This window comes from Sessilibacter sp. MAH1 (assembly GCF_054658315.1).
Genome location: NZ_BAAGIC010000007.1, coordinates 45,642 through 70,669, shown reverse-complemented (window position 1 = coordinate 70,669; position 25,028 = coordinate 45,642). Strand labels below are relative to the sequence as shown.

Below are 25,028 nucleotides of genomic sequence, written 5' to 3'. Positions count from 1 at the left end.
GGATTTTTCGTGTCTATAGAGCTTCGCGACACTACCGATCTCATTATTCGCCAACTCGGACTTGTTGATTATCAACAGAGTTGGCAAGCCATGTTGGACTTCACCCATGCACGTGAGCCCGACACTATCGACGAGTTATGGCTGTTGCAGCATCCGCCGGTATTCACTCAAGGTCAGGCTGGTAAGGCAGAACATCTGCTCAACCCAGGAGCTATTCCGGTTATTCAATCTGACCGTGGTGGTCAGGTTACTTATCACGGTCCTGGGCAGATTATTGCTTATCCCCTAATCAATCTTCGTCGCGCCAAATTGGGTGTACGGGATTTGGTCACACAGATTGAAAAAACGGTGGTTGATACCTTATCGGCCTTCAACATTAACAGCTATCCAAAATCCGATGCGCCGGGTGTTTATGTTGAAAAAGACGCCAGAGAGCATAAGATATCGTCCCTTGGTTTACGTGTGAGAAACGGCAACAGCATCCACGGTTTGGCGTTGAATGTCGCTATGGATTTGTCCCCATTTTTAGCGATAAACCCTTGTGGTTATGCGGGTTTAGCCATGACTCAGGTAAAAGATTGCTTGTCGGGCGAAAGTCCTTCAGATTGCCAACTAATTTGCCAAGTACAATCAAAACTGATCGAGTCCTTTATGGCAAATTTGCGATACAATCACGCATCATACTCAACCGAGTTACCCGTACTTCCGTAAATTGATTATCATTGCTGCAAAGCAGTGCGCGTTGCACAAATTGATTCACTATAACTAGAGAACGCCATGACCACTCCTGAATTCCAGCCGGTTAAACGTACCCAGCGCCACAAGCAAGGGGAAAAACTGAGAAACGCCGATAAAGTTGAACGTATTCCGGTAAAAGTGATTGCTAGCGACAGTTTCCAGCGTAAACCAGATTGGATTCGAGTGCGTCTTCCTGCATCCCCAGAAGTTGATCGTATCAAGAAGATTCTGCGCAAAAATGGCCTATCCAGCGTGTGTGAAGAGGCGAGTTGTCCTAACTTAGGTGAGTGTTTCAGTGGCGGAACCGCAACCTTTATGATTATGGGTGACATCTGTACCCGTCGTTGCCCATTTTGCGACGTTGGCCATGGTAAGCCAAATCCACTCGATCCCGGTGAGCCTGCGCATCTTGCTCAAGCAATTGCTGAAATGGGCTTAAAGTACGTGGTAATCACGTCGGTTGATCGCGATGATCTTCGTGACGGTGGTGCACAACACTTCGCAGATTGCATTCGCGAGTCGAGAATTCTATCGCCGAATCTTCAGGTGGAAATCCTTACCCCAGATTTTCGAGGTCGAATGGACATAGCTCTAGATATTTTGGCCAAAGAAGCGCCCGATGTTTTCAACCACAACCTAGAAACGGTTCCTCGCCTGTATCGACAATCGCGTCCGGGTGCAAATTACCAATGGTCGCTGAAACTGTTAAAAGAATACAAAGCCATGCGTCCCGATGTGAAAACCAAATCAGGGCTTATGGTTGGATTGGGTGAAACCAAAGAAGAAATCTTCGAAGTCATGAAAGACATGCGTGAACATAATATTGATATGCTCACCATCGGTCAGTACCTACAGCCTTCTAAAGATCATTTAGCGGTAGATCGTTATGTGACGCCAGAAGAGTTTGAGGAATACACGCAAAAAGCCCAAGAGCTCGGTTTTGTCCATGCGGCGTGTGGGCCTTTAGTTCGTTCTTCTTATCACGCAGATAAACAAGCGCACGGCGAAGAAATTTAATTTTCAACGCGCGTTTAAAAAAACCGGTACTTGTACCGGTTTTTTTGTGTCTAGTGCACCGGTTAAATGCAAAACCTTGTCGCAGATGTTTGCGTATCTATGGTGTTTTTTTATTATTTGTTGAGTCTTGTGATTTAGCGCGCCGTTTAAAATTCGTTTAAGCAATATAAGCGTCCAATAGAAACCAATAGCAATGAGTTTTACGGAAAATAAACTAAGTGTTTCGAGAGTTTTGAAGCACATAGCGGCAGCAGTTTTGTTGTGCTCTCTCACGTCGTGCAAACAAGCCGATCTAGCAGAGTCTATGTTCGACCGCTATCAATCCCGCCTGAGTAATGCGTTGAATTTGACCCTTGCAGACCGCTCCACTATTGAATTGCAGGAGTTTCCTTCACGTCGTGAATTAACCATCGAATTAGTCGCTCAAAGTATTGATATTCTGGAATTTCTTGAATTAACGCCGTGCCAATTACAGCGTTTGATAGGCGAACGTAACAGTAGCCTCGGCCAATTCATGAGTCATTCACAGCGATGGATTTACGAAGCGGAATTTATTCAACTCTTGCAAGAGTGTTTGGCCTATTTAGAAATACATGAGCCCGAAGATGATTTGACGCAAAAATTAACGCAGGTGCTAGTGGATAAAATTCAGCAAAGACCCAATGTGGTGTGGAATGCGTTGTGGGCGAGTAACGAATTTCACAATTTATTTTCAGTTGCGTCTAAATCTCTTGAACCCAATTCACAAAAACCATCAGAACTGATTGCAGCGCTGCAACAATTAAATAAATCTAAGGCCGATTGGCTAAATCGAAAAATCATTCCATCTCAAAATATAGAATTTAATTATCAGGTTATCGGTTCTGAAAAATATTTAGGTAAATTGCTACTTTCAATAAAATTGGCTTTATCCAGATTAAATGTTTTAAATGATGCGATGACAGATCGGCTGAATGCGCGACCATTATGCTTTAGCCAGCAAAAAAACCGCCAAGCTGGTGTTTTAGAAAATGTATTTTTAAAATTTTACATTGGTGAAGTTCAGCCTTATTTAGCGTTGATTCATCAATCGACGAAACCTTTAGTTCTTGAATTAGAATTATTGAATGTAGATTTGATGGATTCTAAGAATAGCCCGCAAGTGGTTGAATTTAATCGATATTGGCAAAGTAATTGGTCTGTTGAAAATCCCGATAGTTTATGGAGCCGCTTTAATCGAGCAGTAGGCTTGCATACTCAGTTATGGCAAAAACAATTAGATCAGTGTGGTTTATTACCGAAATAAATATTCTTATTTATTGCAAAAAATAAAACGAAAAAATTCTTCGATATTTATAGATCTGTTTACGCTAAATTTATTCGAAAATAAATTATTAGCGTTCAAGTAAAGTTAGATTGATAAAGTAGACACTTGGCCTAAAGTTCGGTACAAAGCCGTTTTGCGCAAAATTTCATAAGCGATGAGCGCGTCAGGGATTTTCAGCACGGAACGTGCTATTTCTGTTTACTTAACAATTTTTTTGGAATAAGAAACCCAAATTCCCGTTGTTTTGTCTCAGAAAAATGTCAGGACAGGCAAAAATTGATGACCTCTTATGCAAACATTTTGGCTGAAGAATCCAGCCCTTATTTGTTGCAACACAAAGACAACCCCGTTCATTGGCAGACTTGGAGCCCAAAGGTTCTCGAGGATGCACGCCTGTCCAATAAACCGATTTTCCTTTCTGTAGGTTATAGCGCTAATCATTGGTGCCGAGTCATGGCCAGTGAAACCTTTAGCAGTCCTGCAATTGCTCGCGAACTTAACGAAAATTTTATTTGTATTAAGGTCGATCGCGAAGAACGTCCAGACATTGATGATATTTACCAAACCGGTCATCAATTATTGGCGGGCCAACCCGGTGGCTGGCCGCTCACGGTATTTTTGTGTCCGCAGACTTTGTACCCTTTTGTGGTTGGTACCTATTACCCGCCAACATCCAATACCATTCAATTAGGTTTTGCTGATTTAATGCAGCGTGTGCTTGGTTTTTATCACGGTGATCAAGAACAGTATCACGCGATGATCGAACAGGTCAGAAATGGCTACAATCAGCTCGACGCACATATTCAAAAGCCTATTCCTTCGGAATATTTTTCATTAGATCCTGCCCAGGCGGCGGTTCGTAATCTGCTGCAACAAGCCGACCCACAACACGGCGGCTTTGGCGAAGCGCCAAAATTTGCGTTGTCATTCCAATTACAGCGATTAATGATTGCTGGCCGTGAAGATTCACTACTGGGTAAGCGTGCTCGACAACACTTGCAGTTGACCTTAGCCATGATGGCCCGAGGCGGCATTCGCGATGTTCTTGCCGGAGGTTTCTTTCGTTACTCCACGGATGCCACCTGGAGCATTCCTCATTTTGAGAAAATGCTGTACGACAACGCTTCGCTACTGGCTATCTATGCGGAATCAGCGCGGGTGTTTAACTCGCAATTGTTTGCCAAAACGGCGCAGGGTATTGCCAGTTGGATGTGTGCAGAAATGTCCAACGGTTATGGTGCTTTTTACAGCGCGCTGGATGCCGACAGCGAACGCGGCGATGGCGGTTATTACTGCTGGCAAACCGAAGAGCTTAAACGTCTGTTAACGCCCATCGAATATCGAGTTATGTCGATACTGTGCAAATGGCAAGGCATGCCCAACTTTTTGGGATTGTGGCATCTGCAAATCGTGGGACGCGTTGCCGATGTGGTGTCTGTTTTAGATATCGAGCCAAAAGTTGTTAACCAAGTTTATCGGCGTGCTTTGGCGAAATTGTTGGCCGCTCGACGACGACGTCCCGCACCTGAGCGCGATCATAAGATTTTGTGCGCCAGCAATGCCTTGGCAATCCGTGGTTTATCGATAGCGGGTCGCATCTTGAATGATGTATCGATGATCAATGCCGCTCAAGAATGTTTGGATTTTATCAGCCACAATCTGTGGATCGACGGTCGCCTCTACGCGACTTGGCAAGGTGGCGAAGCGAAGATTCTGGGTTTCTTGGACGATTACGTGTTCTTAATGGATGCCATATTGGAGTCGCTGCAATCTAACTGGCGAGATCAAGATTTCCGATTGTTGGTTCAACTTGCCGATTTCGTTATGGATAACTTCAATGATCCCGAAACCGGTAGCTTGTATTTCAGCAGTGACGAACACGAGCAGCTGATCTATCGCAGTAAACCCATTTACGATCGAGTAACACCTGCGGGTAATGGCATCGCCGCTAAGGTTTTTGCTCGTTTGGGTAATTTGTCTTCTGAGCAACGTTATTTTGATAAGGCCGGAGAAATTTTGCAGGCATTGTGGACATCTATTGAGTTGCAACCGCAGTTGCACGACAGTTTGCTACAAGCCTTGGTGGAGCTGAAGTATCCGCCTGTACAAGTCATGTTAACTGGGCCTGAGGCAGGCGTTTGGCGTGAGCGATTGGTTGCAAAATTCATCAACGATATTCATTGTTATGCAGTGGTTGATGATGTGCTTACAGATCCCACTCTAGATGCAGAGCCTACGCGCGCTTTATTATGTATTGGCGCAGACCAGCAAAACGAACTTGAATCCTACGAGAGCTTAGAATCCGCCATTGTCGATGCCCTCGCTGCTCAACCTCTCACAACCGGCGACAAGATTCAGTAACTCGACTCTTCGCCTAAACCACCTCAGCCAATTCTGGGTTCATCATTAGTTGCGGCAAATCCGTAAATACAGCGTCGACTCCCATGGCGTCTAAGTGCCTGATGTCGTCGAGATGATTAACGGTGTACACCCAAAATTCGGTTCCGATACGGTGGCTGTCATCAATCAGATGTTGTCGAATGTAAGTCAGTCCGGCGCCTAAAAAGTGAGCTTTTAAGGCTTTGCAGGACGCGATAATGTCTAAAGGAACACCTTCAATAAGTACGCCGCGAGGAATGCGCTCATTGATGGTGAGTAGGTTTTGAATCTGGTGATGATCAAAACTAGAAACAACGTACTGTTCGTAGGTTCTTTGTGCATCAATGACTTGAGCTTCAATCGTTTTTGCCACCAAATGTGCACAGTTCGGGCCTTTGATTTCAATGTTCAAAAAGGCTCGGTCGCCAATCAACGTCATAACTTCTTGCAGTGTTGGCAGATCAAAGCCTTGCTTTCTGGCGCGAGCTTTTAGCGCTTGAGGTGAAAGCTCAAGTAATAATTCATTACCAGACAACACTCGACCTAGGCGACGGTCGTGAAAAACCAGCAGCTCGCCTTGGCAATCCCAAACGTCGATCTCAATGCCATCGACACCCAATGAGAGTCCGTGCTCGATCGAAGCAAGAGAGTTTTCTGCAAAACCCGCCGACATACCGCCGCCGCGGTGACCAATACATTTGATAGGCATAGCTTGTTTAAGACTCAAAAAGTTCGCTGTAAAACGATAGTTGTATATAGTTTCGCTATAGACGGATAAATAGGATCAGTATGGAGTGAAATAATGACAGTCTGTGGTTTGGGCGATTCTGCCAAAGTCTTACGTTACAAGCTAGAGGCTTAAAATGTTAGAATAGTGCTACGATTTATCTCGGCCTGTACACGGCCGATTCCGACGGAGTATAACTATGACCGATATCGACATTGCAAAAGTCAACGCCGAACTCAAAGATGCCAGACCCGAAGAGATTATCCGTTGGGCGTTGTCATTGAATAAAAAAACATTGGTTACCACGAATTTCGGTCCCTTCGAAGCCGTGATCTTAAACATGATCAACGAACAAGCGCCAAGTATGCCGGTGATTTGCGTTGACCACGGATACAACACCGAAGCTACCTATCGTTTTGCAGACGCTTTGATCAAAAAACTCAACTTGAACATGTTTTATTACACACCGCGTGTAACCGCAAAACGCCGCGAAGTTACTCTTGGCGGTATTCCTGATATCGATGATACCGTTGCTCATGATGCCTTCACGCAAGAAGTAAAATTAGAACCATTTAATCGCGCTATGAGCGAGCATCAACCAGAGGTTTGGTTTACTGCCATTCGAAAAGAACAAACTCCCTTTAGGGACTCTTTAGATGTAGTAACCATTGATGGTAAAACTGGTTTAATTAAAGTGGCGCCGGTATTTTATTGGACCGAGCTCGACATGGAAGAATATTTGTACGAAAAGGGTCTTGAAAACGAAGACGATTATTACGACCCAACCAAGGTTCTTAAAAATCGTGAGTGCGGTTTACACGTTGGCTAATTAAAAATCTGTAAAAATAACCAGCGCAATATAAATTGCATTAAAAAGGCTTCTTTATGGAGCCTTTTTTTGTATTAACGAACATAAACATAAACGATTTAAATTATTTTTTATCGTAAAAAATACACAACTGAATTATTTAAAATACAGGAAGATGGCAAGCAAGAAGGGAATTGTAAATAAAGCGCAGGAATTAAAAGCGTGTATTTATTTCAATTTGAAATCAACGCGATTTATTTTACTGACAATGTTTTAATGACTGTGTTTTATTGGACAAGTTTTACTAAATTACCGCGTGGGTAATTTAGTAAAACATGGTAATTAATTATGCGGCTGGTTTGTGTTTATCGTTGGCATGCAATTGGCCTTTACGATGACCTAATGCGGAATCCATTTTTTTAGCAGCTGCAGCAATTGCTGCGTAAAGATCGTGATCTTTTGCATTTACTGCAACTTGTGCGCCCATATATTGGGCTGTTATTTCGGCACTTTGTTCTTTGCGTTCGACGGTGAGGAAAACAGAAATTTTATCGAGGGAAGGGTAGTGGCTAACAAGGCGCTGGAGTCTTTCTTCAACGTTGTTGCGCATAGCTTCGGTAACTTCGATGTGGTGACCAGAAATTTCTATTTGCATAATGATTCCTCTTGTTGTTTTCACTTGCATTACTAAAACTAAGTCCGATCAAAGTTAATTTCAAGTGATCAAAACAGATTTATTTTTTTTGTTACTGAAAATTTGACCGTGATCGAAAAAAATTCTGTTATATACCTTGGTATATTTAGAGGTGAATTAGTTTCGTTTTATACACAAAACGGGTAAACAATTGCATCCATCACTGCAAAAAACAGGTAGAATTCTAGGCATACTGTTTTTAGGTAATTCTTTTATCACAGGTTTCTTTAGCAAGGCTCAGAATGAAACAGAGACCACTTTACGTGCCGTTTGCCGGTCCCGCATTATTAGATACGCCGCTGCTGAATAAAGGCAGTGCTTTTACGCAAACCGAGCGTGAACACTTTAATTTGGTCGGTTTAATCCCGCACACCATCGAAACCATTGAAGAGCAAAAAGAGCGCGCATACGAACAGCTCAATACGTTCACTTCCGATATCAGTAAACATATTTATCTGCGCAATATTCAAGATACCAATGAAACTCTGTTTTATCGGCTGATGGTTGATCATCTCGAAGAAATCATTCCACTCATCTACATACCCACAGTCGCGCAGGCCTGCCAGCAGTTTTCCCATATTTATCGACGCCACCGCGGCTTGTTCATTTCGTATCCAGATCTCGATAATCTCGACGACGTTTTGCAAAACGCGACCAAACACAATGTAAAGACCATTGTGGTCACCGATGGCGAGCGAATTCTAGGTTTGGGTGATCAAGGTATCGGCGGCATGGGTATTCCCATTGGTAAGCTATCGCTTTATGTGGCCTGTGGCGGTATCAGCCCCGCCTATACTCTGCCGGTGGTGCTAGACGCAGGTTGTAACAATGAAAAGTTAATCAATGATCCGTTGTATATGGGATGGCGTCACCGTCGCATTACCGGCGACGAATACGACGAATTTATCGACGAGTTTGTAGCCGCGGTAAAACGCCGCTGGCCTAATGCCTTGCTGCAATTCGAAGACTTTGCACAAACCAACGCCACCTATATTTTGAATCGCTACAAAGACAAGCTTTGCTGCTTCAATGACGATATCCAAGGCACTGCCGCCGCGACACTGGCCTCGGTAATTGCCGCTAGCCGCTATAAAAACCAAAAGCTTAGCGAGCAAACCGTGTGTATTCTCGGTGCCGGGCCTTTGGGATGTAATATCGCCGAGCTATTGGTTGAAGAGATGGTGTCTGAAGGCTTAAAAGAGTCACAGGCGCGCGCGAAAATCTACATGGTCGATCGCTGGGGTCTCTTGCAAGATAAGATGGCGAATCTGCAAGATTTTCAGTCACCTTTTGCTCAATCTAAGGCGGCGTTAAAAGGTTGGAAAACCCAAAATACCGATGCTATTGGCTTGATCGATGTGGTCACTAATGCCAAGCCGAGTGTTTTGATTGGTGTTTCGAGTCAGCCCGGATTATTTTCAGAAGCCGTCGTTTCCAAGATGCATGAACACTGCGATCAGCCGGTAATCATGCCTCTATCGAATCCAACCTCGGGGCTTGAAGCAGAGCCTCGCGACCTTCTGCGCTGGACACGTGGCCAGGCCATCGTTGCAACCGGTGTTGCCTTTCCACCGGTCAATCACGCTGGCGAGCTGTTTGAGATCGCCCAGTGCAGCAGTAGCTTTATCTTTCCGGGTTTAGGGCTTGGTGTTATTTCCAGCATGGCCAGTCGCATTACCGACGGCATGATCAAGGCTGCGGCTCGCGCTTTAGCGTCTTTGTCGCCCTTAGCAAATCGAGGTTCTGGCGCCTTATTACCCTCCATTGCCGACAGTCGCAGTATCAGCCCGGTCATTGCCAAGGCTGTTTATCGTCAAGCAATATTAGATGGCGTAAGCACAGAGGTAACCGATGCAGAGATCGACGAGCGCGTTGTAAAGAATTTCTGGAAGCCGGAATATCGTAATTATAAGCGAGCGCCTTTCTAGGCGGCTTGTGCTTAATGGGTAGATAGATTTGCTGGATTTATTTGTTAGCCACTGGAGAATATTGATACATTGTCTGGATATTTATAATTCTTTAACAGTTAGTTTTGGTGGAAGTAGTGGGTTCGATACCCAATCTCGACACTATGAACATAATAACTGCGCTCACTGTCGTAATCTTTGTTTTAAATTACGTTAGTAATTGGTTTATTTCAAATGCATTAATTCAGAGTGAAGGTGGTATTATGGGAATACTAGGACAAAATATAAAGCACGGCATTGCAGCAGTAACAAATGGTGTGAGTGCAGTTTGTTCGGGTGTTGTAGCGACTGGTCTAACTTCCGGGTTGAGTCTAGAAGGCCTAAGTCTTCTGGGCTTCCACCAAAGCTAATTTCCAAAATATTTCGTTCGATGCCATAGCATCATAAGCTTCAACTTTCTGGGGTTAAGGTGCCAGTAATACTCTGAGTTTAAAGCGTCAATTCGGCTTCTGGATTTTGCCAAACCATAATCAACGCGTCTTCGAATTTATTATTCTCTGCGGGATAATAATTTTTCCTCAGTCCTACTTCGTGAAAGTCGAGTTGTTCGTAAAGTGCTTGTGCGCTGGTATTGCTTGCTCGAACCTCCAAAAAAATTGATTCCGGATTAATCTCCTTGAAGGCATGCTCGATGAGTGTCTTAGCAAAGCCTTTTCTTCGGGCATTGACTGCACAGGCAATGGTCAGCAGCTCGCATTCACCGGCAAGTAAACCAAAAACGGCAAAGGCGCAGACTTGGCTATCTTGCTCAATCACCCAAGCGCGGCGATGCGGTTTTAACGAGTTTAAAAATTCTTGTTTGCTCCAAGGATGAAATTGGCTAGCGCATTCAATTTCGTACACAGCGTCTATATCGGATTCGCGCATTGGTCGCAGCGATAACGTCGAGTCAGTCATGGTGGTTGTCTTTTTATCGTCGCAGTACTTGCACGGCGTTCCAAGTGTCACGCTTTAAACTCGGATTTTGGAGCAGATCACAGAGGCTAGGGGTAACAATGGCTGTTAGCGAAAACGCGCTCATTGGGTATTGTTTGCCGAGTTTGTCAGCAAAAGATGTATCGGAGTCCAGCAAGTAGGTTGCGGCGTCTTCGCCCATCAGCAAAATATATTTGCCCGGATCTAACAAAAACTTTTCATCCATAAACGCGTTGAGCGTGTCTCTTGCCGCGTTGGCATCTTGAGGTTGATGCGGTGCTTCAATAACCGGCCAGCGAATGATTTCACTTTTGGGTAACTCTTTAGGAAAACCCAAGGCAAAAAGCAGGTTTACCAAGAGTTTTTCGGTGGGCAACGCTAGCTCTGCATGGCGGGAATCAACAACCATAAGATCATCAGACACTCGCCAAAAATTCAACGCGAAACGTACATTTTGCCGACGTGCTGATTCGCTTTTAGTTGCAGGCTTAATCGATGTATTGGTGGTGTTGGCTTGCTGAATTCGAGGCTTTGGTTGTTCGAAATTTTCTTTAAGAGCAGGTCTTACGTCTAATTTGGGATATTGTATATCGCCGATTTCAGCGTGCTGCTTAACAGCCGGTTTCGATTCTAACGAGGTTGTATGAATCGGTGATTCGGTAATTGTACGCTTGCTGATCGTTGCAGACGCAGAAACAGTAGAGGCTATCGCAGACTCAATAAGCGCCGAAGCCTGCACTGGTAGCGCTGTATCGGTAATATCGTCAGCGTTGTGCTCAGGCACAATAAACTCGCATTGCGGGCTTATCGGCGCTCCCGGCAGTTGCCAACGAGGCATGTAGTTTTCAATGCCTAATGCTTTTAAATAGGCGTGGCGATGGCTTTCGAACACAGGCTTAGGCGACACTTTTAGAATGAAAGACGAATAAACCCGAATGGTAGAGGCTTTCGCTCAATTAGCCAACATTTTCAGGCGGTAATAGCCATCGTAGTAGCTGGTGAAATAGTCAAAAATTTGCGGATGCAAGATAGGCTCTTTGTCCGGTGGCATAGCAAGATTTTCTTCCGCCACATAAGCGCAATTCAACGTGTTGTTGACCAGTACGTGATACCAAGGTTGTTTCTTAGCCGGTTGATTGGTCGCCATCTCTTGGTACCAATCGTCATCCTTCGAGAAATAGGGGTCTACATCGAAAATAACGGCTTTTTCGTTCATCAGTTTATGAAAAACCAATTGTCCGACAACAAATTTACTTCTTAAAAAATTATCAGAATTCATGTTTTGATAAATATTTCAAATTGAAATAACAGGATCGATTAGGCAGATAGTGTTACATCATTTTATACTTTAGTGTTAAAAATAAAAGACTAATGTTTCATGTTAAAACTGGTGTTTCCAATAAATCTGAAACGTTTGGTCAGATTTTATGATCTTATCCCTTCAGTGTTTTAATCGTTAATAACCTCCCATATTAATTGAAAAAATCTATTTTAATCGGTTCTGTCTAAACGAGTCGGTGGTTTACAGGAGTATTAATATATGAATTTTGGAATGCATAAACCTGTACAATTTTATGTTTTTTTCTTGAGCTGAGGCAGATATGCAGTCAACAGAGATTTACTTGTAAAAGGCTAAATCAGATTTTAATTTTTATAAAAATAAGGAAACTCTGATTAACCTAGAGTTTCCCGCGACACAAGGATGTGTTCCATAAGATTGTTACGGTGTTTTTACCGTTGTTACGACTGAAGTTATAAGAATGTTAGATGTGATATAAATCGAATGAATTACATCTAGAGAAAGCCTTCAAAACGATGTATTTAACAGTAATGATGAGCGCCAGTAGCCGTTGAATAATCGCATTAGATTACCGATATCGCGAGTAAAGCTCGCAGATATAGTTGTGAGTTTTAACCGAAAAAATTGGTTAATGTCGCTATTACAGAAGTGTTGATGTCGATCGAATAAACGTTAATAAACGATAGGTGATTGAATTCGTATTGAAACGGAAATCGCATTTTCGACTTCCGTTTCGATTTCTGTCCTCTGATTTAAATCAGGGAAGAGTTAATCAGAGGTTTCTTTAAATATTAATTTATTTTTAGTGCATAACCGCTTGTAACAAATCACGAGTGTAATCGTGCTGCGGATTTTGCCAAAGTGTTTCCACTTCGCCAGACTCCACCAAAACACCGTGTTTTAACACAATAACGCGGTCGCACAGCTTGCGAACAACGGCAAGGTCGTGGGAGATAAACAACATGCTTAATTCGTGTTTATCTACTAAGTAACCAATCAATTCTAAAATTTGTTTTTGGATTGTTACATCCAATGCCGAGACAGGTTCGTCGGCGACAATAAATTCTGGTTTTGTCGCAATGGCACGGCCAATAGCAATGCGTTGTCGTTGGCCACCAGAAAATTCGTGGGGATATTTGCGCACAAACGCACGGGCAAGGCCAACGTCATCCATTAATTTTAAGACCGCCTGATTTAATTCTGCGCCTTTGGCAATGCCGTGTAATTTCATCGGTTCTGCCAATGTATCGTAAATGGTCATGCGTGGATTTAACGATGCATAGGGATCTTGGAAAATCATCTGCATTTTGCGGCGCAAAGGTTTCATTTGTTGCGCATTTTTATTGAGCAGCTCTTCACCGTGATAGGTTACTGAGCCGCCGCTAGCATTCACCAAACGTAAAATACTGCGACCAATGGTCGATTTACCCGAACCAGACTCGCCCACTAAGCCTAATATTTCTTTCGAGTAAATGTTAAAGCTAACGTCGTTAACCGCACGGAAAACATTACCTTTGACTTTAAAGTCGGTGACCAAATTTTTAACCTGCACCAAAATCTGCGAATCTGAATTGTTGTGGTGAGGGGTATCTTTTGCACCTGACGGAATTGCCGCCAATAATTTTTGTGTGTATTCGTGTTTGGGATTTGATAACACTTCTTGCGCGGTGCCTTGCTCGACAATTTGACCGGTTTTCATCACGATAACTTTATCGGCTAGGTTTTTCACAACACCTAAATCGTGGCTGATAAAAATAACACCAATGTTCCGTTTTTTCTGAATATCGGCGATTAAATCGAGAATTTGTTTTTGAATCGTTACGTCAAGTGCTGTGGTGGGTTCGTCGGCGATTAATAATTGCGGCTCGGCGATGAGTGCCATGGCAATCATCACGCGCTGACGCATACCGCCCGAAAATTCATGGGGCCAAGCATCAAAATTTTCTTCCGGGGTGCGAATTCCTACTTCAGTCATTAAATCAATGGCTTTCTTTTTGGCTTCGGCACGGGAGAGTTTTTTATGATAAATCAACGGTTCGACCAGTTGTTCACCCACGGTTAAATACGGGTTTAAACAGGTCATTGGGTCTTGGAAAATCATGGCGATTTTATTGCCGCGAATTTCTCGTAATTTTGTGTCGCTGCAATTGAGCAAATCAACACCGTCAAATAATGCTTTGCCGGATTCTATTTTTCCCGGCGGGCAGGGAATTAATCCCAACATCGAATAACAACTCACCGATTTACCAGAGCCAGACTCACCAACAATGGCTAGCGTTTCGCCGAGCTCCACCGAGAAGCTAATGTCTTGCACGGCGCGAGTAATACCGTTACGGGTATAAAAGCTCACCGCGAGGTTTTCAATAGAAAGTAATGCCACGGATTACCCCTTAATCTTTAGACGCACGTACATCAAGGGCGTCACGCAATCCGTCACCCAAGAAATTCAAAGAAAACAGCACAATCGACAGTGCCAAACCCGGAAAAATTAATAGCCACGGATATTCTTCCATGCCTTCTACGCCGTTAGAAATAAGCACCCCCCACGATGATTGCGGTGGCTGAATACCTAATCCTAAGAAGCTTAAAAAGGCTTCCAGCAGCATTACGTTTGGAATGGTGAGGGTGGTGTAAACGATAACTGGCCCCAAGGCATTGGGAATAATATGACGACGAATAATGGTTGCTTTGGATAAACCAATCGAAATAGCAGCCTCAACGAATTCGAGCTGTCTTAGCGTTTGCACCTGACCGCGCACAATACGCGCCATGGTTAACCATTCGACCGCGCCAATCGCTAAGAACAACAACAGCAAAGATCGGCCAAAAACCACCATTAATAACACGATAAAAATCATGAAAGGTAGAGCGTAAATAATGTCGACCAAACGCATCATGATGGTATCGACTTTACCGCCGGTGTATCCGGCAATGGCTCCCCAAGTCACACCAATAGTCAAGGCCACCGCTGTGGCGATTAAGCCAACCGCCAGAGACACACGACCGCCGTACATGACACGAGTCATAAGATCGCGACCTAGGTTGTCGGTGCCGAACCAATGCTGTGCCGAAGGTGGTGTTGCACCCAGCGCGAGATTTTGATGTTCGTAACTGTAGGGTGCTATCCACGGTGTCAGAATACAAACCAGACCAATGAAGATGAGTAGTGATAAGCCAATAATGGCGAGTTTATTTCGCTTAAGTCTGCTCCAAGCGTCTTGCCAAAGTGAGCGTCCAGATTCGAATTGATCGATATTCGTTAAGTTTTCTGCTTGGGAAGTCATTAGGATTTACCTCCAAGCTGACTGCGAAGGCGAGGGTTTAAGTAAGCGGCTAACACGTCGGAAAATAAGTTGAAGAGAATAATTAAAGCAGCCAAAAATACGGTACAGCCCATAATTAAGGTGTAGTCGCGGTTGAATGCTGCCAATACGTAGAATCGGCCAAGTCCGTGAATTTGAAAGACCGACTCAATAACAAATGAGCCCGATAAAATTCCGGCGAAAGCAGGGCCTAGATAGGCAACCACGGGCAACATACCCGCGCGTAGACCGTGTTTTAAAATAACCACGTGCTCGGGTAATCCTTTGGCGCGGGCAGTGCGAATATAATCCTGTGATAGCACTTCTAGCATGCCGCCGCGACTTAAACGAGCTACGTATGCCGCGTACACTGCGCCCAGGGTTAAACTGGGTAGTACTTTATCGCCGGGTAAATCACCCCAGCCCGAGACCGGTAACCATTCAAGCCAGATACCAAAGATTAAAATTAACAACGGCCCCAATAAAAACGCTGGCATACAAATACCAATCATCGCTGCCGACATAGAAACATAATCGCGGGTGCTGTTGGGTTTAAGCGCCGACAGCACACCGGCACAGCCACCAATGGCAAGAGCCACTAAAATCGCGTAAATACCTAATTCTGCGGTGATAGGAAAACCAGCACCAATTAATTCGTTAACAGAACGACCCGGATATTTAAATGAAGGGCCAAGGTCGCCTTGAATCAAATCGCCTAAATACGAGAAATATTGAGTGATTAACGGTTGATCGAGATTGTATTGTGCTTCTAATGCTTTCAATACCGAAGGATCGACCTTGCGTTCGCCGTCGAATGGGCCGCCCGGTGCAAATCGCACCAAGAAAAAAGTAACGGTGATTACCACCAGCAATACCGGTATTGCTTGCAGTAATCGAGTAAAAATAAAACGTAACATGGTGATTAATTTCCTAGTGTGACGTGTTTATAGCTGTAGTAATCCATAAAGTTCGGGGTTAAACCTTTCACGCTAGGATCGAGCAAATACTTAGTTTTGTAGGTATAAATGGGCACAAAAGGCATTTCGTTTAAGATAATTTCTTCGGCTTTTGCAAAGTTCGCCAAACGTTCTTCTTTGGTAGCCGATTCAGGAATAGTTTTTAGAATTAATTCATCATAGGCAGGATTGTTATAGCCGGAGCGGTTGTTACCATTGCTTGAAAGTCCTAAATCTAAAAAGTTAATTGGATTAACAATATCGCCAATCCAGCCAGCGCGAGCAATGTCATAATCGAGGTTGTTACGGCTGGCGAGATACACTTTCCATTCTTGATTTAATAACTGAATATTTAAATTCAGGTTTTCGTTCCACATTTGTTGTACGGCAACGGCTATTTTACGGTGTGATTCGTTGGTGTTGTAGAGCAGTTCTACTTCAGGAAAGCCCTCACCATTGGGATAACCGGCCTCGGCGAGCAATCGTCGAGCTTCTTCAGGATCAAAGCTGATCAGCTTTGGTGGCTCATAACCACTGGCACCCGGTGGCGTGAGAGTGTATGCAGGTTCTACAACGCCAAACATTACCGAATGATTAATGGCTTCGCGGTCAATGGCTAGCGACAGCGCGCGCCGCACTCTCACGTCATCAAAGGGTGGTTTAGTTACGTTAAATTGATAGTAATAGGTGCCAATATAAGGCTCATTTCGTAATGTTTCGGGATTTTCTTTGCGATAGACATCGACTTTATTGAGTGGAATTTCGAAGGTTTTGTGGACTTGGCCAACGCGAAACATACGCTCGGCGGTTGAGAAATTCTCGATGGGATAGAAGTGAATTTCATTTAAAGACACGGTGTCTTTATCCCAGTAATACGGGTTTTTCTCTACCTTTAATACTTTGTAAATATCCCATTCTTTTAACCGAAAGGGCCCGCTAGATACCATATTGCCGGGTCGAGTCCAGTTAGAGAAACGATCGGTTTTTGAACCGTATTTTAAAATGGTGTGTTTAGGTACAGCGTAGGTTGAGTGGTGGTCGAGTAATTGTAAAAAATAATCGGTGGGGTTTTCGAGTTCAACTTTTAAGATTCGATCGCTGATTGCGTGTACGCCCACTTCATCAAAGTTATCCATTTTTCCGGTAGCATATGGCTCGGCATTTTTTAATGGAAATAACATATAAGCGTATTCGTTGGCCATCTGTGGATTTAATGAACGGCTCCATGACCAAACATAATCGTGAGCGGTAATAGGTTCGCCGTCTGACCAGCGGGCATTTTCACGAATATAAAAAAGATAGGTTTTACCGTCTTCGCTGATTTCCCAACGTTCGGCAATACCGGGTACAGGCGTGAGATCGGCGGGATCTTTACTGACTAAGCCTTCAAATAAGGCCAAAATGATGTTGTTTTCGGGTACACCGGTACTGACGTGAGGATCAATGCTTTGTGGTTCAGCAGAGTTTTCAACATGAAAAATTCCATCCCGATTGCCAGATTCAACTCGCGTTTCTCCGTTTGAGCAAGCCATCAGGGTCAAGCTTGTTAGGGCGAGTGTCGATATCAACAATCTGTGCAGTGTTCGTTTCGGGGATGTTTGCCGCATTAGGGTTCGCAGCAACTCAATAGCTCTCAAATGTGGGGGATGCATAAATTCTCTCGGGCGTTACTCTCAAGTCAATTGGGCTTGCATGGACTCTCGGTGAAATCTTTACCGATAACCCATAGCGACGAATGATCTTCAATTGTCTTCATAGACAGGTTTTAAGAGTAGCTGGGTTTTTTATCGATTTCCTCAATCATAATTGCTAAGTTCTCGCAAGTTTAACTGGGAATGTTACGGCTATATTCAGAGAGCACTTTTACACAAACATTCCATTTTTGATCGTATATCTTCTGAGAGTTTTTTATATAGGGTTTTTTATATAGCCATGGGAGATGGATCAACGGTTATTGATGTTGGCTACGATAAAAAAATATGAGCAATCATTACACTTAAATGGGTGGCCATTGGTGTAGAAAATTTGGGTTAATTTGGATAATAGTTAATCGAAAATATCTTTGAATTGAATGTATCAGAGGACAGAAATTGACAGTGCGATTCACAGTGCCAGTCACTTATCGTTCTTGACATTGGCGACACATCCTTGTGCCGCTGGAAACTATCGGTTAATCGGAGTTTCCTAGAATACATATCAAAGCTTTCTAGACATTCTTACAGGATTTTATTCTTCTAAGAATTCTATTAATGATCTTTCAGCCACGAAATTACATTACTAATCTATGCTCAGTCTTTTTATTTTCACCAGTACAATGCTAGCGCTCGCACCGGGGCCGGATAATCTGTTTGTTTTTAGTCATGCATTGAGTCATGGCCTGAAAGCAGGTTTATTGATCACGCTGGGCTTATGTACGGGCTTAATTGTACATACCAGTTTAGTGGTGTTGGGACTGGGGGAGTTGGTCGGCGAAAATAAATTGGTGTGGCAAATAATTGCGATATTAGGTGCTTGTTATTTGTTGTATCTGGCTTATCTCAGTTGGCCAAAATCACGATCTACCTCAGTAATGTCAGACCTCGAAAAGGGTATTGATGTTAATCCGTCCGAGTCCATGATGTCTGATTTTGCGTTTTATCGCCGCGGTATTATTTTAAATATCTCTAATCCCAAGGTGGTAATATTTTTTATCGCTTTTTTACCGCAGTTTGTTCAAGCAGAAAGTGACTTGTCTACAACACTGCAATTGGCTTTGTTGGGAATTCTATTTATCGCAGTGACATTGGTAGTGTTTGGTGGTATTGCGGTGGGTGCCGGTGCTTTACGACGCTTTGCGGTGAAAAGTTCTGGCTTTGATTTTTGGCTACAGCGAATCAGTGCGGTGATATTTTTAGCCATTGCGTTGCGTTTATTCTTTTCGCTTTTTTGAATAAACGCAAATCACCAAAAATAGTTGTGGCTACGTATTTAAAAACGGTACGCGCCGGAGAAAAATATCAGTGGTTCGCCGCTTTCGGCAGCAGAAAATTTCTCAACTTCGCCCACCAAAATAATGTGATCGCCGCCTTCGTATTTTGCCCAAATTGAGCATTCCATGGTAGCTAGTGCGTCTTTTAAAATTGCCTGGCCAGATTCACCTAAAATGTATTGGTCTTTATTCAGTAAATGCGAGCCGCGTTGTGCAAACTGATTGGAAATATCCATTTGTTGATCACTTAAAATGCTAATGGCGTAGCCGTTGGCAGTATCAAAAGCTTGAAAGCATTCAGAACTTTTTTGGATGTTCCATAATATAAGTGCGGGTTCGAGAGATACCGACGAAAATGAATTGATGGTCATTCCAATTGGGCCATCGGCCGTATCTGTGGTGACAACACAAATTCCGGTAGCAAATTTTCCAAGTGTATTTCGAAATTCTACCGTATCGATTCCGCTACTTTGTTTTCCCACAAAATGTCTCCGTTAGTTTTGCGCACTGAACCAGTACGGTTTTATTGTCCTCTACTCGATCAGGAGTTTACGTGAATAGTGATTGATTTCTCAATGGCATTAGCAATCAGCTGTGCGTATTTGTGTGGAAACTTGCGTTAATTAACGAATTGCTGATTTAGAAGTATTTAATGCGGTTTTGGATTGTTAGGTTAACGACAATATTTTGCTAGCCAGCGATCTAAACTGTTCGCGAATTGTTGCTTATCTTGAGCCGTAAAACTTTTTGGGCCTCGTGAATGAATGCCACTGGCTCTTAACGTTTCGTTGAAATCGCGCATTTTTAGCTTTGCTCTAATAGTTTCCTTTGAGTACTGATCGCCTCTTGGATGAAGTGCAAAAGCGTTCTTTTCTAAAATATCTGCGGCTAAAGGAATATCTTGGGTAATGACTAAGTCCCCCGATACAACACCTTCGCAAATGTAATCGTCGGCTTTATCGAAGCCTTGAAAGACTTGTTGTGATTTTAAATAAGGAGAGTTTGGTAAGCTGAGAGGCTGGTTAGCAACAAATACCGCCAGTATTTTGGCTCTACCGGCGGCTTTGTAGATGACTTCTTTGACGGCAACAGGACAGGCATCTGCGTCTACCCAAATTTGGGGTTTACGCACTTGCTCATCGGATGTTGCGGTCATTGCTGTCGAGAATTACTGGCAGTTATTAATGTTCGCGAGCTTGGAAGCGTTCACGTGGTTTAAAGTTGCGTTCACTTCTACCACCGCCGTTACTACCGCGATCACCTCTGCCGCCACTGTTACTACCACGATCGCTTTTGCCGCCGCCACCGCCGCTACGCTCACGTCGTTGCTTGGCCGGGAAGTCAGAAGAATCTACCTTATGAAGATTCAATGGCTTGTTGCGAACGTAAATACGCTTGAGGATTTGGTTAACCTCACTCGATAAATTCTGTGGCAACTGTACAAAGCTGTGAGTATCGTTAATCGCAATTTGACCGATGTTGTTGCTGCGCATGTTGGCTTCGTTAGCAATAGCGCCAACCAAGTCACCTGGGCGTAAGCCATCGTTGCGACCTACTTCTACTCGATAACAATCCATTGGGATGCTATTGAAACTGTTGGAACCGCGACGCTCACCGCGATCTCCTCGGTCGCCGCGATCACTTCTGTCACCACGTGAACCTCTATCGCCACGCTCGTCACGACGACCGTCTCGACCTTCGCGACGTTCTGCTACTAGTGGTTCGTCGAGCATTTTGTCTTTTGCAACGAATAACGGTTTATCCGACTGAGCTAAATACGCTAATGCAGCGGCAACCTCGTCAGCACTTACGTTTGCTTCGCTTTGTACTTCTGCAACTAGATCTTTAAATTCACCTAAATCTTGCGCATCAAGGGTTTCCAAAATACTTTCGCGGAACTGCGAAACTCGGCGAGTGGTTAATTCTTCAGAAGTTGGTAAACGTGTTTCTGTGATAGCTTGACCGGTACTGCGTTCGATTGAGCGCAGTAAATGTTTCTCGCGTGGCGTAACCAGTAGAATGGCTTTACCAGAGCGACCCGCGCGACCGGTACGGCCGATGCGGTGTACGTAAGCTTCGTTATCGTAAGGAATATCGTAGTTTACTACGTGAGTAATGCGCGGTACGTCAATACCACGAGCGGCAACATCGGTTGCAATCACAATGTCGATTTTGCCTTTCTTTAATTGCTCAATGGTAATTTCACGCTGTTTCTGATTAATGTCACCATTCAACGCAGCGCTTGCATAACCACGGGCTTCTAATCTTTGTGCTAAATCTACGGTCGCGGTTTTGGTACGCACGAACATAATTAAGCCATCGAAATCTTCGACTTCTAAAATACGCGTAAGTGCATCGATTTTGCGACTCGGGCTGACCATAACGTAGTTTTGTTCGATACGATCAACGGTTTTAGTCTTAGATTCAATTTGAATTCGCTCAGGGTCATTCAAATAGTTCGTCGTAATTTTTTTGATAGCAGCAGGCATGGTGGCACTGAACAAAGCGACCTGACGATTTGCAGGCGTGTGCTCCAAAATCCACTCGACATCGTCAATGAAACCCATGCGAAGCATTTCGTCTGCTTCATCAAGAACAACGGTTTTTAAACGCGATAAATCCAAGCTGTTGCGGCGTAAATGATCCATAACTCGACCGGGTGTACCTACCACAACATGCACTCCGCGCTGCAATTGACGCAACTGCGCACGCATGTCCTGACCGCCATAAATTGGCGCAATGTGGAACCCAGGAGTATTTTTCGCGTAGCTTTGGAAAGCTTCTGCGACTTGAATCGCCAGTTCGCGCGTAGGTGCCAAAATTAACGCCTGAGGTTTGTTAATGTTCAGATCAATATTGGCAAGAATCGGTAAAGCAAAGGCTGCGGTTTTTCCAGTACCTGTTTGCGCTAAACCTAATAAGTCTCGGCCAGTTAAAAGAACTGGGATACTTTGCGCTTGAATAGGAGATGGAAGTTCGTAGCCAATGGCTTTAAGAGATTCACATAAATTTTCAGGAAGGCCAAGCGATGCAAAATCGCCGGAAAAATCATTCGACATGTAAGGGTGCCTGTTAAAACGAAACGATTGCGGACCCTTACCAATAATGGGTGTTACTACACACGAGTGTTGTCTCAAAATTACCAACACACAAGAGAGAAACTCTTGGACATATTGCTTGGCAGGGCCAGTGAAGAAAGCTAATTATAGGCCAGCTCGCGTATAAACAAAACGCTTTTTTTATAAAGCTGATAAAACACTTTAAAAATTGCTGCAATAACCATCGAATAAACCGTTAAAGGTGTTTGGGTGTTATTCAGAAAAATCGCCTTTTTATGTCGTTTTGAATGCCCATTTGTTAGAAACCGCTATGAAATTGTCGCGCGGGCTGTTAGATGTATCAGTAATTCCTTATCTGGCGGCGGGTAAGTGTTTGCATTGAGAGACGTTGGTGAAAAATACCGTAACAATTCAAGTCTTTCTTTTTAACGTCAAGCTTCTGTAATTAAAAGCATTTTTAGTGTGTACACGAATAGCGTATCGACATAGTCAGTGTTTTGAATTGACTAGAAAATGTCAGTTGAGACAACACATGGAATAACACTGTGAAACACAACTTGATCGGTAATGATTAAAGATTACCCGTTGATTGAAGAGAGCTTGGTTGCTGATTCTTAAGAGATCATTCGCTGCCATTCATGATTTTTCATCATTATTCATGCTTTTTTCATGTTATGGCTTCGATTTTCAGGTATCGCCTCAATTTTAGGGACGACATCTTTCGATACGACATCGATTTTTGTAATAAAAGATAACTTCATGCATGATAAAAGAGTCGCACTAAGTTTTGTAAAGTATATGAATAGATAGCTTTTATGGTAATTTTTGTCTCACTAATTATGTCGTTTTGTGTATTTGCTTTAGTACTGTGGGTACTGTTAAAAGTGAAAACTCCGCGATATCGTGTTCAGGCGTATCAAATAAAAAACTTGTTAGAGATGATTTTATGTGGGCAAGCATCCAGTAATGATTGGAATTTGTTTCTAGCATTTGAGATTCGAGACAATGACTATCTCGACAGTATTCGCCAACGCTGCATTGAAATCGACTTATCTGAATTCCGAGACAATGGTACTAATCAATATTTGTTTACATCGAAGGGTCTTGGTGAAATTCGCGAGCTACTTTCGGAGTTGAATGCAACACTTAATGAAGAGTCTCGCGATAGCTGATTCTTAATTTGCTAAAAATATCTGTGTCGAGCGGTAAGATACATAACTTTCATTTTATCTTAATAATCGCAACATCCATCTACGATCATTATTACTTTGCTCTTTTTGTTTGAGCCAGAGCGACCCATCCATATTATTAATCTCCGAACGAGTACTTTTCGCCGTGACTGTGTCGTTTTAGGTCATTGTTCGTTTGGAATTTCAGCTGAGATGCTTCTCGCTTTCTAATTGAAGTTTGCTGTTAAGCCACCTGTGCTCTGTTACTACAAGAACTGCTACCACAACTACCACCAGAACTTACAACCTAAACTATAACCACAGTGCTGCAATTAACGTCGCCATTAACCAATGATTGGCGTTGCGTTACAAAGCTTGTACATTGCTACTTTCTAAGACTCAGCAACGCAGCATTAAAAAATGCTAAGGAATGCTATGAATTTTGAAGTTTCTCCCGTAACACGTTTTTTGGTGATTTCTGCGGCAATCGTAGTAGTGGTTGCCGGGATGAAATCAGCAGAAGCTATATTAGTCCCGTTTTTTTTATCGCTATTTATTGCGGTATTGTGCTCGCCGCCATTAGCGGCTTTAAAACGGTTGGGCCTACCCAGTGGCTTGGCGATTTTAATTATTATTGTTGTCATCATGATTTTGGGGATTGTTGTTGGCGCCGTGGTTGGTTCGTCGATCAACAGTTTTCGATCCGATTTACCTGAATATCAAGAGCGCTTAAGAGCGCTCACCTCCGGCGGTATAAAATTCTTGAACAGTTACGGCATTGAGCTCGATGCTGCGCAAATTCGAGAGAGTTTTGATCCGAGTGCTGCTTTAGGTTTTGTCGGAAATACTCTCGCCTCGCTCGGCAACGTCATGACCAACGCTTTTTTAATTTTGCTGACCGTTGTGTTTATTTTGGCGGAAGAAGTGCGTTTTAGTGATAAATACATGATGGCAACATCGAAAAACAAAAACGCTCTAGAGGCTTTAGGCCGATTTACTTCAAGCATAAATCGCTACATGGCCATTAAGACTTTAATGAGTGTTATGACCGGCGTGATTATTACCATTTGGTTGTTGGTGCAAGGTGTTGATTACGCGGTTCTTTGGGGACTCTTAGCCTTTTTACTCAATTTTGTGCCTACGTTGGGTTCCATTTTGGCGGCGATACCGGCAACGCTTTTATCGCTGGTGCAATTGGGTGTTACCGATGCTGCTATTACCGCGTTAGGTTTTATTCTGGTCAACGGTATTATTGGCAACGGTATTGAACCCAAAACTATGGGGAAAGGCCTTGATTTATCAACATTGGTGGTCTTTCTATCATTGGTTTTTTGGGGTTGGGTATTAGGCTCTGTGGGAATGCTTCTGTCGGTTCCGCTGACGATGACCATAAAAATAGCGCTGGAAAGTTTTGATGATACGCGCTGGCTTGGGGTAATTTTGGGGTCAGGAAAGATGCCCGTAAATCTTTCAGAGATAAAAATGGAGCCAGCGGCCGATATTAACCATCGTATCTCTCAAGATAAAGACAAGTAGTCCATTAAGCTCAATAATGATGCTCGGTGCACCGATTAACTTGCTGCGTCCATGAGTCTGCGATCTACAGTCGATTTTTCGATAATGATAAATTGCCAAAATCGAGTAAAAACCTGGAAATCGTATTTCCAATTTCAATGTACCGATTCAGGAGCAGATGACTTAGGCGAAGATTCCGATAGGTTTC

22 protein-coding genes are annotated in these 25,028 nt (G+C 43.4%); 10 read left to right on the top strand and 12 right to left on the bottom strand.

Annotation, left to right across the window (positions count from 1 at the left end; translation table 11 throughout):
- Positions 1-9: 9 nt before the first annotated feature.
- From lipB to ACYQ28_RS08915, 4 genes are all read left to right on the top strand, one after another.
- The gene (gene lipB, locus ACYQ28_RS08930) at positions 10-711 is read left to right on the top strand and encodes a lipoyl(octanoyl) transferase LipB (RefSeq protein ID WP_460049595.1); all 702 of its coding nucleotides are present in this window, start codon (positions 10-12) and stop codon (positions 709-711) included.
- Positions 712-777: 66 nt separating this feature from the next.
- Positions 778-1,755 (top strand): lipoyl synthase, encoded by a 978-nt coding sequence (lipA, locus tag ACYQ28_RS08925; RefSeq protein ID WP_460049596.1) that lies wholly within the window; start codon positions 778-780, stop codon positions 1,753-1,755.
- 232 nt (positions 1,756-1,987) lie between these two features.
- Positions 1,988-3,040: a DUF3080 family protein gene (locus ACYQ28_RS08920; protein WP_460049597.1), complete on the top strand. Its 1,053-nt coding sequence runs from the start codon at positions 1,988-1,990 to the stop codon at positions 3,038-3,040.
- A 300-nt stretch (positions 3,041-3,340) separates the two neighbouring features.
- Positions 3,341-5,422, top strand: coding sequence for a thioredoxin domain-containing protein (locus tag ACYQ28_RS08915; RefSeq protein ID WP_460049598.1), 2,082 nt, complete (start codon positions 3,341-3,343; stop codon positions 5,420-5,422).
- 13 nt (positions 5,423-5,435) lie between these two features.
- Here ACYQ28_RS08915 and ACYQ28_RS08910 read toward each other — a convergent pair whose 3' ends face one another.
- Positions 5,436-6,167 carry a glycerophosphodiester phosphodiesterase gene (locus ACYQ28_RS08910; protein ID WP_460049599.1) on the bottom strand — a complete coding sequence of 244 codons (732 nt, stop codon included), beginning with the start codon at positions 6,165-6,167 and terminating at the stop codon, positions 5,436-5,438.
- Between the two features lie 199 nt (positions 6,168-6,366).
- On the opposite strand from ACYQ28_RS08910, the gene ACYQ28_RS08905 reads away from it, so the two are divergent.
- On the top strand, positions 6,367-6,996 hold the full coding sequence (locus tag ACYQ28_RS08905; RefSeq protein WP_460049600.1) for a phosphoadenosine phosphosulfate reductase domain-containing protein: 630 nt from the start codon (positions 6,367-6,369) through the stop codon (positions 6,994-6,996).
- A gap of 325 nt (positions 6,997-7,321) precedes the next feature.
- Here the strand turns inward: ACYQ28_RS08905 and hpf are convergent, their stop codons facing one another.
- Complete coding sequence (hpf, locus tag ACYQ28_RS08900; protein WP_460049601.1) at positions 7,322-7,630, bottom strand: ribosome hibernation-promoting factor, HPF/YfiA family; 309 nt, start codon at positions 7,628-7,630, stop codon at positions 7,322-7,324.
- 281 nt (positions 7,631-7,911) lie between these two features.
- On the opposite strand from hpf, the gene ACYQ28_RS08895 reads away from it, so the two are divergent.
- Entirely contained in the window at positions 7,912-9,597 is a 1,686-nt protein-coding gene (locus ACYQ28_RS08895) for an NAD-dependent malic enzyme (protein ID WP_460049602.1), read from the top strand.
- A gap of 242 nt (positions 9,598-9,839) precedes the next feature.
- Positions 9,840-9,986 (top strand): hypothetical protein, encoded by a 147-nt coding sequence (locus ACYQ28_RS08890; protein ID WP_460049603.1) that lies wholly within the window; start codon positions 9,840-9,842, stop codon positions 9,984-9,986.
- A gap of 79 nt (positions 9,987-10,065) precedes the next feature.
- Here ACYQ28_RS08890 and rimI read toward each other — a convergent pair whose 3' ends face one another.
- From rimI to ACYQ28_RS08855, 7 genes are all read right to left on the bottom strand, one after another.
- On the bottom strand, positions 10,066-10,533 hold the full coding sequence (gene rimI, locus ACYQ28_RS08885; protein ID WP_460049604.1) for a ribosomal protein S18-alanine N-acetyltransferase: 468 nt from the start codon (positions 10,531-10,533) through the stop codon (positions 10,066-10,068).
- 13 nt (positions 10,534-10,546) lie between these two features.
- Positions 10,547-11,443, bottom strand: coding sequence for a hypothetical protein (locus ACYQ28_RS08880; RefSeq protein WP_460049605.1), 897 nt, complete (start codon positions 11,441-11,443; stop codon positions 10,547-10,549).
- 60 nt (positions 11,444-11,503) lie between these two features.
- Positions 11,504-11,830: a heat shock protein HspQ gene (gene hspQ / locus ACYQ28_RS08875; RefSeq protein ID WP_460049606.1), complete on the bottom strand. Its 327-nt coding sequence runs from the start codon at positions 11,828-11,830 to the stop codon at positions 11,504-11,506.
- A gap of 823 nt (positions 11,831-12,653) precedes the next feature.
- Positions 12,654-14,231, bottom strand: coding sequence for an ABC transporter ATP-binding protein (locus tag ACYQ28_RS08870; protein ID WP_460049607.1), 1,578 nt, complete (start codon positions 14,229-14,231; stop codon positions 12,654-12,656).
- Positions 14,232-14,241: 10 nt separating this feature from the next.
- Complete coding sequence (locus tag ACYQ28_RS08865; protein ID WP_460049608.1) at positions 14,242-15,135, bottom strand: ABC transporter permease; 894 nt, start codon at positions 15,133-15,135, stop codon at positions 14,242-14,244.
- Positions 15,135-16,070 carry an ABC transporter permease gene (locus ACYQ28_RS08860; RefSeq protein ID WP_460049609.1) on the bottom strand — a complete coding sequence of 312 codons (936 nt, stop codon included), beginning with the start codon at positions 16,068-16,070 and terminating at the stop codon, positions 15,135-15,137. Before ACYQ28_RS08860 ends, ACYQ28_RS08865 begins: the two co-directional genes overlap by 1 nt.
- Positions 16,071-16,075: 5 nt before the next feature.
- Entirely contained in the window at positions 16,076-17,761 is a 1,686-nt protein-coding gene (locus ACYQ28_RS08855; RefSeq protein WP_460164705.1) for a peptide ABC transporter substrate-binding protein, read from the bottom strand.
- A gap of 632 nt (positions 17,762-18,393) precedes the next feature.
- On the opposite strand from ACYQ28_RS08855, the gene ACYQ28_RS08850 reads away from it, so the two are divergent.
- Positions 18,394-19,038 carry a LysE family translocator gene (locus ACYQ28_RS08850; RefSeq protein ID WP_460049611.1) on the top strand — a complete coding sequence of 215 codons (645 nt, stop codon included), beginning with the start codon at positions 18,394-18,396 and terminating at the stop codon, positions 19,036-19,038.
- A 38-nt stretch (positions 19,039-19,076) separates the two neighbouring features.
- On the opposite strand, the gene ACYQ28_RS08845 is transcribed toward ACYQ28_RS08850, so the two are convergent.
- The 3 genes from ACYQ28_RS08845 to ACYQ28_RS08835 form a co-directional block, all read right to left on the bottom strand.
- A complete protein-coding gene (locus ACYQ28_RS08845; protein ID WP_460049612.1) occupies positions 19,077-19,559 on the bottom strand; it encodes a flavin reductase family protein in 483 nt (160 codons plus the stop codon).
- A gap of 191 nt (positions 19,560-19,750) precedes the next feature.
- Positions 19,751-20,233 carry a YaiI/YqxD family protein gene (locus ACYQ28_RS08840; RefSeq protein ID WP_460049613.1) on the bottom strand — a complete coding sequence of 161 codons (483 nt, stop codon included), beginning with the start codon at positions 20,231-20,233 and terminating at the stop codon, positions 19,751-19,753.
- A 25-nt stretch (positions 20,234-20,258) separates the two neighbouring features.
- On the bottom strand, positions 20,259-22,136 hold the full coding sequence (locus tag ACYQ28_RS08835; RefSeq protein WP_460049614.1) for a DEAD/DEAH box helicase: 1,878 nt from the start codon (positions 22,134-22,136) through the stop codon (positions 20,259-20,261).
- Positions 22,137-23,020: 884 nt separating this feature from the next.
- Between ACYQ28_RS08835 and ACYQ28_RS08830 the strand changes: the two genes are divergently transcribed.
- Positions 23,021-23,308, top strand: coding sequence for a hypothetical protein (locus ACYQ28_RS08830; protein WP_460049615.1), 288 nt, complete (start codon positions 23,021-23,023; stop codon positions 23,306-23,308).
- 432 nt (positions 23,309-23,740) lie between these two features.
- On the top strand, positions 23,741-24,841 hold the full coding sequence (locus tag ACYQ28_RS08825; protein ID WP_460049616.1) for an AI-2E family transporter: 1,101 nt from the start codon (positions 23,741-23,743) through the stop codon (positions 24,839-24,841).
- Positions 24,842-25,028: the final 187 nt, after the last annotated feature.